Origin of the sequence: Microcystis sp. LE19-8.1F (genome assembly GCF_027531715.1) — a bacterium.
Classification (GTDB): domain Bacteria; phylum Cyanobacteriota; class Cyanobacteriia; order Cyanobacteriales; family Microcystaceae; genus Microcystis; species Microcystis wesenbergii_A.
Genome location: NZ_JAPZSO010000017.1, coordinates 1 through 12,264, shown reverse-complemented (window position 1 = coordinate 12,264; position 12,264 = coordinate 1). Strand labels below are relative to the sequence as shown.

General features: G+C 43.6%; 9 protein-coding genes. 2 read left to right on the top strand and 7 right to left on the bottom strand.

Annotated features, from left to right (window positions below; translation table 11 throughout):
- Positions 1-21: 21 nt before the first annotated feature.
- Complete coding sequence (locus O9334_RS02140; protein ID WP_287998987.1) at positions 22-1,710, top strand: WD40 domain-containing protein; 1,689 nt, start codon at positions 22-24, stop codon at positions 1,708-1,710.
- Positions 1,711-1,852: 142 nt separating this feature from the next.
- Here the strand turns inward: O9334_RS02140 and O9334_RS02135 are convergent, their stop codons facing one another.
- The 3 genes from O9334_RS02135 to sir all read right to left on the bottom strand — a co-directional run bounded on the left by O9334_RS02135 (position 1,853) and on the right by sir (position 4,652).
- Positions 1,853-2,056 (bottom strand): hypothetical protein, encoded by a 204-nt coding sequence (locus O9334_RS02135; protein WP_287998985.1) that lies wholly within the window; start codon positions 2,054-2,056, stop codon positions 1,853-1,855.
- Positions 2,057-2,089: 33 nt separating this feature from the next.
- Positions 2,090-2,599 (bottom strand): hypothetical protein, encoded by a 510-nt coding sequence (locus O9334_RS02130; RefSeq protein WP_287998982.1) that lies wholly within the window; start codon positions 2,597-2,599, stop codon positions 2,090-2,092.
- Between the two features lie 115 nt (positions 2,600-2,714).
- On the bottom strand, positions 2,715-4,652 hold the full coding sequence (gene sir / locus O9334_RS02125) for a sulfite reductase, ferredoxin dependent (RefSeq protein WP_190380568.1): 1,938 nt from the start codon (positions 4,650-4,652) through the stop codon (positions 2,715-2,717).
- Positions 4,653-4,848: 196 nt separating this feature from the next.
- Here sir and O9334_RS02120 point away from each other — a divergent pair, with 196 nt between their 5' ends.
- A complete protein-coding gene (locus tag O9334_RS02120; RefSeq protein WP_287998978.1) occupies positions 4,849-7,248 on the top strand; it encodes an ATP-binding cassette domain-containing protein in 2,400 nt (799 codons plus the stop codon).
- Between the two features lie 176 nt (positions 7,249-7,424).
- Here the strand turns inward: O9334_RS02120 and msrA are convergent, their stop codons facing one another.
- The 4 genes from msrA to O9334_RS02100 all read right to left on the bottom strand — a co-directional run.
- Complete coding sequence (gene msrA, locus O9334_RS02115) at positions 7,425-8,087, bottom strand: peptide-methionine (S)-S-oxide reductase MsrA (protein WP_190380570.1); 663 nt, start codon at positions 8,085-8,087, stop codon at positions 7,425-7,427.
- A gap of 133 nt (positions 8,088-8,220) precedes the next feature.
- A complete protein-coding gene (locus O9334_RS02110; RefSeq protein WP_287998974.1) occupies positions 8,221-9,867 on the bottom strand; it encodes a DUF6930 domain-containing protein in 1,647 nt (548 codons plus the stop codon).
- 75 nt (positions 9,868-9,942) lie between these two features.
- The gene (locus tag O9334_RS02105) at positions 9,943-12,018 is read right to left on the bottom strand and encodes a caspase family protein (protein WP_287998972.1); all 2,076 of its coding nucleotides are present in this window, start codon (positions 12,016-12,018) and stop codon (positions 9,943-9,945) included.
- A gap of 30 nt (positions 12,019-12,048) precedes the next feature.
- Positions 12,049-12,264, bottom strand: a 216-nt coding sequence (locus O9334_RS02100) for a hypothetical protein (protein ID WP_287998970.1), incomplete at its 5' end; no start/stop codon positions are given.

Sequence of the window (12,264 nt, the reverse complement as noted above, 5' to 3'; positions counted from 1 at the left end):
ACTGCATTATTTCGCAAAAATATGGCTAAAAAGCTTGATTTTGTTGTTCCCGCCATCGGTGGAGTCGCAGGAGCCAATTTATCTGCTTATCTGGGAAATATCGGCTTAGTCGGCGGATTTGGCGGGATAAGCGTCGGTTTAGTGGGAATGACGGGGATGGGCATCCTGACAAGTTCGGCAATTTATGCCAGTCTGCAAGGACTAGAAACAAACGATCGCACCGTGGGGTTAGCTTTGGGGATGGGAAGCCTTGGCGGAATCGGTATCTACTCTACCTTGGGGGGTGTGGGAGTCGCAGTTAAAGGTACAGCTTTCGCTGTTGGTGTCGGTTCTATGGCGATCGCTGGTGGGGTAGCCGGGTTAGGAGTCTATGGACTGATGAAAATGTTATCTCCCACCTACTCCGACAATAATTTTTATGACAATCTAGAATTTTTTGATCGCATTACTAGAGAGTACGAAGAAGCTTTATTTTGGCAAGAAGTTACGGGAAAATATGAAAATCTAGAGGCAGAATTACAGCAACTGTCAGCAGAAGTATCTGTTCAGGAAAATCCACAGTTATATTCTACAGAAATTACTATTCCAGAGCATTTATCTTGGCAGTGTTTCCAAACTCTTAAAGGTCATCAGGCAAATATTGGGGCGATCGATATTAGCCCTGATGGTAAAATTATCGCTAGTGCGGGAGAAGATCAAACCATAAAACTTTGGCAGCGAGAAACGGGTAAATTAATTTATTCTTTTGTGGGAGTTAATGAACCGATCCAAACTCTGGCTATAAGTCCTAACGGTAAATCGATTATTGCTGGTGGATTCGATGGCAGAATTAGTCAGTGGCAATTAGAAACTAAGCAGTATAAAAGTAGTTTTTTCGCTCGTGTAAATGCTCCCGATAGCCACGATGGTGTAATTTTACAATTAGCTTTTGCTGCCAATGAAAGATTTATTGTTAGTGCTAGTAATGACAAAACTCTGCGAATCTGGAGTTATTATACAGGAGAATTAAAGCGAACTTTAATTGGTCATGAGGAGGCAGTTAATACCTGCGCTATTAGTCCCGATAGCCAAATTATTGCTAGTGGTAGTGATGATAAAACTATTAAATTATGGCGATTTGATCATAGCTATGCTTATCAAACTTTTATCGGTGACAGGGCAGCCGTTAACAGTTTAGCTTTTAGTAATGATGGTCAATATCTAATTAGTGGCGGTGGGGATAAAACGATTAAAATCTGGGATATCAAGACAGGAGAAATTATTAAAAGTTGGCAGGCACACGAGCAGGCAATTATCAGTATTGCTGTTAATCCTCATCGTCATTTAATTGCTAGTGCTTCCCGAACAGAAATTAAAATTTGGCAAGGACAAACTGGAGAATTAATTAAAACTTTACGGGTAACTGCTCCCTTAAAATTTAGTCCTGATGGTCAATTTTTAATTACAGGTAGTTATGGAGGTAAGGTAAAAATATGGTCAGAAATATTAGAAAAATTAGAAATATTACCCCCTGATTCCGAGGATTGGTGGGAGGTTTTAGAAGTTTCTAAGAATGCCAGTTGGCCAGAAGTTAAACAAAGATATTATCAGCTTGCTCGTCAGTATCACCCCGATCACAATTCCTCGGCCATGGCGATTAAAATTATGCAAAAAATTAATCGAGCTTATGATCAGTTTTTATTTTCTATCTCGCAACAATCAAAGTGTTAGGTGATAGTTATTATAATTGGACTTCCCCCATACATAAATACTAAAAACTTAACAAATCAGAAAAACTTGACAAGCCAGCAATTGATGGATAAGGGTTTTCGGCTATTGTAGTAGATAATTATGGGGGAAGTTCAGCGATAAATCAATCAGTATTATTCTGAGAGCTAATTTCTTTTCTAATTTCGTTTAAACTTCTGGCAACTTCTGCATAATCATCAGAAGATGAGGAATAAAAACCCCAAGTATCAGTTATCTCTACTGCCTCGGCTAATTTTAAAACTGGCATTTTTTGCGGCTCAATAAATTTAGGTATTGGCAATTTTACTGGGATAACTCGCGCATTCATAAAATAGACAGAAAAATCTGAATATCCCATCTGTTAATCAATTACTATCCATTCTCGTTCGATTAACTGTAAACGAGGCTCTTGCACATCAAACGCATAAAGAAAAGCGGCAGCATAGAAACCACTTTTATAAAGAAAATCCTGAGAATAACCATTAGGTGTATCCCACCCAAAAGCTCCCCCCCTACCTACTGGTATGCGAATATGGGGAACAAAAACTTCTTGAGAATGGGATTTGATGATTTTGTCTAAGGTATAGGATGCTAATTTAGGACGACAAGGATGTATTTCATGGCCATAAATAAAGGTGAGTTGAAAAGTCTGCCGTGAACCGTTCCGATTATTGGGATTTTTCTCACTTATGCTAAAGTTATATTCTTCATGTTTATAATTAACCCCATCATTATCATCTATATACGATCTTGTCCCATTTTCCTTCTTTTGATACTGACAATAATAACTTAGCTCGCCATCTTCGCCACTATAGGAGAGCTTGCGGAGACGTATAGCGTTAATGAGTTTAATCCAATCATTTTTAAGCATAGACTGAGGATATATACGAGAATTAAGAGTTATTGGTAATCTTCCCCGATAACTCCCAAAAGTTAATTTTCTTCAATTGGCAACTGGTCACTGATAACTGGTCACTGATAACTGATTAGGATTTTTGACTGAAATAGGCCTCTAGTGCCGCATTGATGATTTGATTCATCGGCCGTTTTTCCGTTTCCGAAGCTTCCTTGAGACGGACAAACATATCATCGGGGACGCTGACACGGTTTTGATTTTTACGGACGCGTTTGGGTTTTGATTCAGTGGTGGTAGTTTCGGTCATTTTAGGTGTGTAGGTGGCTGAAAATGCTTGTAAAGCAGGGAAATTGACTCGATGACAGAATTCTCCGAAGGTCTCGTTATTTTGTTGATCCTGTTGGAAGTAAACGAAAATCGGTTCTAAGACCTTTTCTAGATCATCGATCGCCATTTTATCCAAATAGGGGCGCGCTAGTCGAGTTTGATCGGCCGTTCCCCCTAACCAGAGTTGGTAGGAGTTGGGGGCGCTACCCACAAATCCTAATTCTGCCATATAGGGACGCGCGCAGCCATTAGGACATCCTGTCATGCGGATGACAAATTGCTCTTTGGATAATCCTAAGCGATTAACCAGGGCGCGAATGCGTTCAATCACGCTGGGTAAAATTCTTTCTGACTCAGTAATCGCTAATCCACAGGTGGGCCAAGCGGGACAGGCCATGGCATAACGGGTTAAAGGGTCAATTTCGGCGGGATCGGTGATCATTCCGTGTTCTTTCAGGATCGCCTCGATCGCTTGCTGATCCTGGGGTTCGATGTCGTAGAGAATGATATTATGGTTAGCCGTCAAGCGCATGGGCAACTGAAAACGCTCGATAATCACTTTTAAGGCGGTTTTTAGCTGAAAACTGCCTTCATTTTTGACCCGGCCATTCTCCACAGAAAGACCAAAAAATAATTTTCCGTCTCCCTGTTCATTCCATCCCAAAAAGTCTTGATATTTCCAATCGGGGAGGGGTTGGTAGGGGGCGATTTTTTGGCCGAAATAACCCTCAACAGTGCTGCGGAATTTCTCTACTCCCCATTCTTCGAGGATATATTTCATTCTCGCATGACGACGATCGCCGCGATCTCCGTAATCCCTTTGGGTTGCCACGATCGCTTTTACCAGATCGTACACATCTTCTTTGTCCACATAACCGATCGGATCGGCCATTCTGGGGAAAGTTTCCTCCTTATTGTGGGTCCTTCCCAGTCCACCCCCGGCAAGGATGTTAAAACCCTGTAATTGACCGTTTGCGTCGGTAATCACCACCAAACCGAGGTCATTGGTGTAGATATCGATGGAGTTGTCCCCCGGCACGGTGACACCGATCTTGAACTTACGGGGCATATAATGTTGACCGTAGATCGGTTCGATGGGATCGTTTTTGTTAATGCCATTTGTATCTTTTTGTCTCGATGCCTTGACTTCTGGCGCTTCTTCTGCACTGATCACTTTTTCGCCATCGAGCCAAATTTCGTAGTAAGCGCCAGTTTGGGGAGTGAGCAAATCGGCGATATTATTGGCATATTCCCAAGCATAGCCGTATTCGGGGCGATTTTTGTAGGGGGCTGGCGGTGCGGTGACATTGCGGTTAACATCACCACAGGCCGCTAAAGTGGATCCCATACTGCGGATAATTTCCCCGAGGGTAGCTTTGAGATTTTTCTTTAAAATGCCGTGTAATTGGAAGCCTTGGCGAGTTGTCACCCGTAAAGTGCTGTTACCGTAGCGATCGGACAAACTATCGAGGGTAAGATATAGTTGCGCGGGAATAAAACCCCCCGGACTGCGGGTACGCAACATCATTTGATAGTCTTTTTCTTGACCTTTGGCTCTATTGTCGCGATTATCCTGTTGATAGGAACCGTGAAACTTGAGGATCTGCACCGCCGCATCGGTAAAATGGGTTGTATCTTCGAGGAGTTCACTGGCCAAAGGTTCTCGTAGATAATTACTGCGTTCTTTGATACCTTCGACTTTAGAAACCTTGGCGGTAGGAGAAATAGGAGTTGTAACCATCGTCTAACAGCACGATAACCTGTGGATAGGTCTTAGGAATAGGAATTTAGACAAGCTCGATCGATCCTAAGAAGTTTTACTAACATGATCTCTAGAGTTCGTTCCAGACTCTGAGGTTAACAGTAGCGATCGAGACCTTAATTCTATCTTAGCTTCTTACCGTCCCCCGCGAACGCCACCCACCGATCAACTTTTTATGACCAATTCTCCCAACATTAAAACGGTTATTAGTCAAGAACCCTACATTATTCTTAACAATCAGGGAGAATTTCTGCCTTCTATTAATCTGAGTCGTCCTAATTATAAATTGGGGCGGGATGGTCAACAGGTGGATTTAGTTGTTCCCCAACACTGGACGGTGGTGAGTCGAGTACAAGCTTGTTTTCGTCGTCAGGGAGATGATTACTATATCTACGATGGAGACGGGACTAATCCTAGTTCCAATCAACTTTTTATCAACAATCGCGTCATTACTCCCAAAGAGGGCTATCTTTTACGAAATGGGGATGAGATTAATATCGGTCAAGATGTCAAAAATTCGGTCAAGATTACCTATTATCATCCTAACCAACCGGTAAAAAGCCAATCTTTCGCTTTTAAATCGGTTTCCCTCGGCCATCGCAGTGTAGTTTTAGGACGAGATAATGCTGCTACTGTGGTTTTAGACGCACCGACAATTTCCCGACAACACGCGATTATCGACAGCGATAACCAAAATCGTTATATTCTCTACGACAAAAGCACCAATGGAGTCTTTATCGACGGAGAAAAAGTATCGGGTAGTGCCATTTTAACCAACGGTTGTACAGTGAGAATCGGCCCCTATAGTTTTCGGTTGCAGGGAGATGAATTAGTTTTATTAGATACGGGGGATAATATCCGTCTGGATGCCGAAAATATCGTCAGGATGGTGCGGGATAAAAAGAAACAACCTTTGATAATTCTCAATCATATCTCCTTACCGATCGAACCGAGTCAATTAGTGGCGATTGTCGGGGGAAGCGGTGCGGGAAAATCGACTTTATTAAAGACTTTATTGGGAATTGAACCCACCACCTCGGGAACTGTTTATCTGAATGGGGAAGAGCTGCGCCAGAATTTTAATATCTATCGCACCCAAATCGGTTATGTTCCCCAATACGATATCGTCCACAGGGATTTAACTGTGGGAGAAGTGTTATATTACGCTTCTAAATTAAGGCTACCTCCCGATCTTAATTGCCAAGAAGTGATCGAGAAAACCCTGCAGCAGGTGGAATTATTAGCAAGAAGAAATACTTTAGTCAGAGACTTAAGCGGTGGTCAATTAAAAAGGGTGAGTATTGCGGTAGAATTATTAGCCAATCCCAAATTATTCTTTTTAGATGAACCCACCTCGGGATTAGACCCCGGTTTAGATAAAAAGATGATGGAATTGCTGGCAAAATTGGCCAAAGAAGGCAGAACAATTCTCCTAGTCACCCATGCTACTAATAATATCAATCTCTGCGATCGATTAGTTTTTCTTGGTCAAGGGGGCAATTTATGTTATTTTGGTTCTCCGGGGGAGGCCTTAAATTTTTTCTCTTTACCTCAGGGGGATTTTGCCGATATTTATATTCATCTGGAAACTAGCGAAAAAGTTGAGCAAGAATGCCAACGTTTCCAACAATCCGACTACTACAAAAATAATATTGAAGCAAGAATCGGTAAAATATTTCAGCAAAATAATAGTAAACCACAACAGGTTCAACAATCTTTTTGGCAACAACTACAGGTTTTATGTCAACGCTATAGCCAGTTAATTATCCGTGATCAATTTAGTTTAATTTTATACCTATTAACCGCCCCGATCGGAATTTTCTTAATGTCCGTGGTTTTAGGGGACAAAAATCCTTTATTTTTGGGGGATAATCCCAGTTTTAATGAGGCTATCCAATCCGCACCTTTAGCCTTAAAAACTCTCTTTGTTTTTACCTGCGCGCAATTGTGGGTAGGTTTTGCCTGTTCCCTACAGGAAATTGTCAAAGAATCGGCAATTTATCAGCGAGAAAGATTAGTTAATCTGGGATTATTACCCTATTTATTCTCAAAAATTCTGGTTTTAGCGGTCTTAGCTTTTCTGCAAACAATTGTCATTACCTGCGTAATATTTTGGGGATTTACCGACCCGCAACCAGAATTAATGACCTGGTTAACTGGCTGTTTTATTACCACATTTTTAACTATATTTGCGGCGATTAATCTCGGTTTATTAATTTCTGCTGGCGTTAGTAATATCACCCAAGCAAATAGCGCCTTACCTTTAATTTTAATTCCTCAGATTATCTTTGCAGGGGTATTATTTAGCTTAGAAGGTTTGGGAAAATATCTATCATGGTTGATGATTAGTCGCTGGTCAATTGGTGCCTACGGGGTATTAGTAGAGGTGGAAGCTATGATTGCAGAAGCGAAAGAACAAAATAGTTTTAATTTCCCTTTACCCTTTGAGGATGCCAATCAAGTTTATCAATTATCTTTCAATAATTTGTTCTTGAATTGGGGAGTGTTAATTCTTCATTCCCTTATTTATTTTCTCCTTACCTATTGGTTGCAAAAAAGAAAAGATATTTTGTGATCTGAATTATGAACAGCTTAACTGATAAGTACCTAAGCAAAATTAATTACACATATCTAACCCCCCCTTGCCTCTTGCCTTTTGCCTTTTGCCTTTCTTCACTAGGAAATTTATTTTGCACGACTACTTAACTGATAACTGATAACTGATAACTGATCACTGACGGCTAACCCTACTTAATTTAACTTCAGATCAAGAGCGATCGGACATTCCACTTTCGTTCCCCCTAAACCACAGTAACCGCCGGGGTTTTTAGCTAAATACTGCTGATGATAAACTTCAGCATAATAAAATTCAGGTGCGTCGATAATTTCCGTGGTAATCTGACCGTAGTTCGCTTTATTGAGAGCCTGTTGGTAGATCGATCGAGATTTTTCCGCTAATTGCTTTTGCAGGGGACTATAGGTATAGATACCCGATCGATACTGGGTTCCCGTATCATTACCCTGACGCATTCCTTGGGTGGGATTATGGCTTTCCCAGAAAACCTTTAACAGTTGTTCGTAGGAAATCACCCTGGGATCATAGACCACTAAGACCACTTCATTATGCCCAGTCATGCCGGTACACACTTCCTGATAGGTGGGATTGGGGGTGATACCAGCCGCATAACCTACGGCCGTGGTGTAAACACCTTCTAATTGCCAAAATTTCCGCTCTGCTCCCCAAAAACAGCCTAAACCAAACATTGCGGTTTCCATACCGGCGGGAAAGGGGGGCTGCAAAGGATGACCGTTAACGTAGTGGGTGCTAGGTACGGGCATTTTTTCCGATCGCCCGGGTAGGGCCTCCCTTGCCGTGGGCAAAGTTAATTTTTTTCCGAATCCGAATAACACCATAATAAGAATTTGTCCAGAAAGTTTTACCTTACTTTACATTGTCGCTTAATTTTGGGGATTTCAGTGATCAGATCAGAGTTTTCAGTTCACTGATTACTGTTCACTGAAAAAGCTCCGCCGCTGCCCGTTAAAATTAACCGAAGTGAGGCATAAGAGTCAAAACTCCCAAGTCTAAATCTTTACTATCGATCGATTTTGCCTCGTAGAGGGCTAACATATCGTTTAATTGAGGATTACCGCAGGAGGAACCGGTTACGCCCATGGCAACAATCAAACCACAATAACCCTCGGTATTTTTGATGCGTTTTTGCCAATTGCGGCGAGCATTACGGTGGTCGGGATCATCTTGCTCGAATTCCCCAAACAGATAGAGATCACCATTAGCCATTTTCAGAATCCCGAGATCATAACGGGTATCTTCGAGGGGATCTTCGCCGGGGTTAAAACCAATAGCCGCCAAACCGCCAGCTTGTTCGATTTTTTCGATCAGTTCCTTGGCTTTCGGTCGGGAGGTCTGGATCATCACCACGGGGAAACCCTCTCCTTTTGTTGGTACGGATTGGGGTTGATAATGGATTTTTGGACGACTGCGAATTTTATCTAATAATTGCCAGGGAACCATTCCCAGACTCAGATGAGCATTATCAGGGACGAGATTCTCCTTGAGTACGGATTCTTCCTCATCATCATCCTCATCATCGTCGTCGTCGTCGTCCTCTAAGAGTTGCATAAATTCCGCACATAGATCGGGCATCGTGGCTACCGTCACCGCCACGGTTTCCCCTTTTGCTTGTTCGGGATCGATGGGAATGCGAAAACGACGCTGTAATTCTCCGATCGGTTCTTCGGATAAAGCGGATTGATTGCCTTTAAAAAAGCGCAACAGAGCCATTAAAGCTAAATATACCGTGATTGCTTCTTCTTCATCCAAGTAGGGGCGAATACCTTCGTAGGGATGCACGCTGCCGAAAACTGGATGGATTTGGGAGGGGGCAGCCGAGGCTAGATCGTAGTCATCCTCATCATCATCCTCATCATCATCGGCCAATTCGTAGCTTAAAAACCAGCAATCTTGGGAAAGAAAGGCCTTTTCTAATCTTTCCATCGATTTTTCTTCTAAAGCGGACTGCCGGAATTGTTTGAGGGATTCTAGGGAACGATAGAGAATGACTCCGTATTCCCGACCGAGCATTCCCATGACACAGGCGTAAAGATTCGGGAAATCGGGGCGATCAATCTTAATTTCCAAAATATCGTAATCAGCTAAACAGGACCAGGGTTCAGCTTTCCAAATTTCGTGAGCGGTTTTCACTAAAGCGGACTGCCAAGCGGGGGGAATTGCCGGGGGGCGGTTATTTTTGAATTCCTCGAATCCGCGAAAGAGATCATCGATCAGGGGCAAACTGGGGACATAATCGATGGTGATATCGAGATCTTGCAGTACTCCGCGCAGAAAAAACTGTGTTTCTCGATCGCGGACGATAATTTTTTTCGGTCTGGCTGGCCGGGCGGGACTTTGCGGTGTTTCGATGGCGCGGATTAAGGTTCTGACCATGGCCTCTGGCCCGGTTTCGGGGGAAACTACTTCCATAGAGCGTACACAGCCCTCGCTACCATCCACCCAGATCACGCACTCGCCGCCGCTTTCTTGATTTGGTTCTAAGGTGGCCCGGGGCATTCTCTCGGATAAGGATAAAGCACGACGATCTCCTTCCCAAACACTGGGAATTTGGGGAATTTTTTTGAGGCGGCTTTGGGTTGTCCGGGGCAGAAGATTCATCGGGAAATTTAGGGGTAGCTGTGTTAGGATTTTAACCTTTTCTTTTTAAGGATTCCATAGAATCATTCTATCGATTTAGTCGATAACTTGATAAATAAACCGGAAACCTGACCAAGTTCCTAGATCAAAGGCGTATTCATCAATTACACTGCCAGAACTATCCATTTTTAGACCTAAATCTAATTTTAGATCGCTCCAGAAAGCTCTGGCTATTTCTAGGGGGTTAGTCAGGGTGAGCAGTGGGGTGGCTTCTCCCTTGAGGCTTTGAGTGGCATTGAGAAGGGTCAAGGTTTTCGGGAAAGGATGGCGACTGAGGATCAGTATATTCTCTCTGATGCCCTTGGCTTGACTAATTTTCCAATGCCCTTGGCGGTCATTGGGGATGGTGGCCTTGGTTTTAGCCGCCACGACAAAGGGGGCTAATGGGCTGGAATTGCTGAAATTATCGGGGGTTTCTGAACAGGAACAGTATAAAAGCGGTTGGCGATCGCTGTTGAGGACAAGGATCAGTGCGTAGAGGGGTTGTTCTTCTTGATTCTCGATTTGATAGCGAATTTCCGTCCCGACGGGCAGAATTAAGTCATTTTTAGCGGTATTATTCCCCCTGCTACCCACAATTTTTTGGGTTTGTACCGTGGAGATATAGGTTTGATCGAGGCTTTCCAGGGTGACAATGACGGCTAAACCGGAGGATTCTTGATTGATCAACAAGTGCCACAATTTGCAGGCCAGCAGGGTTTCTAGTTGCGATTGCAGTCGTTTAATCCCGGATTTAATGGCTTCGTTGGCCGCCCCTAAACTACCGATAATTAGGGAGCCATTGGCAGATAATAACTGATAATTGCCAGTTTCTTCGCCACCAACTCGACTTAAGATACAATCTACCGTTTGTTCGCCAATATTAACCACGGCGGCCACATCGGGCAAACTGGCAAAGGTACTGGTGGCATCTACCCGTTCAATCCGGGTTAAGTTACTATCCAAACCGACGATTAAGCCGATTTTACTCGGAAAAACCCGCAATTTTTCCTCTAGAATCTGTCCTATTTCTAGGGAGGCGGTTGGTGATAATAACTGGGCTTTGGCTTTTAAACCCTGACGGGAGAGAATTTGTAGGCTGATTTCCTCCCCAGTCGCCTCAATAAAGCTCAAACAGGAGTTAATCCCGTAATTTTCTAGGATTTCTAAGGGCAGGCCGACCAGATTGACTTCTAGGGTGCGCTCGTCAATAAGATTTGTAACAATTGCCGCCCCACCCCTTGACTTTTCTGACGTTGTATGATATGGCGGCGCAGAATTATTTTTTTGATTACTGGTCAGGATTGTCGGTTGCTGTTGTTGACTGCTGTGACTAGCGACGAGATTACGGAGATGGGGAAAAGCGATCGCAATTGTCGGACTGGGGGAAACTTGCCAGAGATACTGAGTGAGATCATAGGTGAATAAGCCGGCATTGGGGCTATTACCGCTCAATTCCAGGGCGCTTTGTTCTGGTTTAGCGGCAGCGAGAATAACGCCGTTACTAGGCTTATTTTTGAGGTTAAAACGGGTTTTAATATCGGCAGCGAAAGTTAACTCGGCGGGGTTAGGATCAGTAATGGTTCTAGAATAGGAACGAATGCGGAGATTACCGAGATAGGGCTGAGGTTGGGGGAGATGACTACTATCAAAAATCAAGCTAAACTTATCCGTAGCTAGACAGCGAGCCATCAGCAGGATATTTTCCTTAAGTAAAGCATTTTCTGCCCCATCCGCAGTAATAAAAACCTCTTTTCCGGCCCCAACACTGCCATAACCGCTAAAGTGAAAAATTACCACATCCCCCAACCTGGCTTGGGCGATCAGGTGTTCTAAAAAAGCCGCTTCGATCGCTTCTCGACTGGCTTTTTGTCCTGTTAAAGTTACTATATCAGCATCCTGAAAGCCAAAACGATAACGGAGAAGGTCTTTTTGTAACTCCACATCGGTAAGACAACCGGGCAGCGGCGGAATATTCGCACCATACTGGTCAATACCGACTAAAAGAGCCAATTTTCGGGGATTAGGGGTGGCGAGAGCGGCCAAATGACGGTTAAGGGTCCCTTGACTAATCGCCAAAGTCAGCAACCCCCAACCTGTCTGCTGGATCAATTCTCGCCTAGTTATGTTCATCGGAAATTTTGGGTCTGAAACCCCGCCGTTCTACGGCGGCTTTACGTTAGAATTAAAAGGCCAGTCTCGAAAACCAAGTGGACGGCGCAGCACCGTTCGGCTGAGCTCACGGCCGAAGCCTTGAAAACTCGGCTTAGGGGGTTCCGACCAGAAAAGCTTGGCCGGGTAAAAAGTCGCGCGCAACAAGTACAAGAAGCTATAGGCGGTCAACGTACCGTGGGACACACGGAATCGGGCTTCTGAAAT

Coding starts and splice junctions, on each gene's coding strand:
- O9334_RS02140 (WP_287998987.1), top strand. CDS start 22: ATGGCTAAAAAGCTTGATTTTGTTGTTCCCGCCATCGGTGGAGTCGCA.
- O9334_RS02135 (WP_287998985.1), bottom strand. CDS start 2,056: ATGAATGCGCGAGTTATCCCAGTAAAATTGCCAATACCTAAATTTATT.
- O9334_RS02130 (WP_287998982.1), bottom strand. CDS start 2,599: ATGCTTAAAAATGATTGGATTAAACTCATTAACGCTATACGTCTCCGC.
- sir (WP_190380568.1), bottom strand. CDS start 4,652: ATGGTTACAACTCCTATTTCTCCTACCGCCAAGGTTTCTAAAGTCGAA.
- O9334_RS02120 (WP_287998978.1), top strand. CDS start 4,849: ATGACCAATTCTCCCAACATTAAAACGGTTATTAGTCAAGAACCCTAC.
- msrA (WP_190380570.1), bottom strand. CDS start 8,087: ATGGTGTTATTCGGATTCGGAAAAAAATTAACTTTGCCCACGGCAAGG.
- O9334_RS02110 (WP_287998974.1), bottom strand. CDS start 9,867: ATGAATCTTCTGCCCCGGACAACCCAAAGCCGCCTCAAAAAAATTCCC.
- O9334_RS02105 (WP_287998972.1), bottom strand. CDS start 12,018: ATGAACATAACTAGGCGAGAATTGATCCAGCAGACAGGTTGGGGGTTG.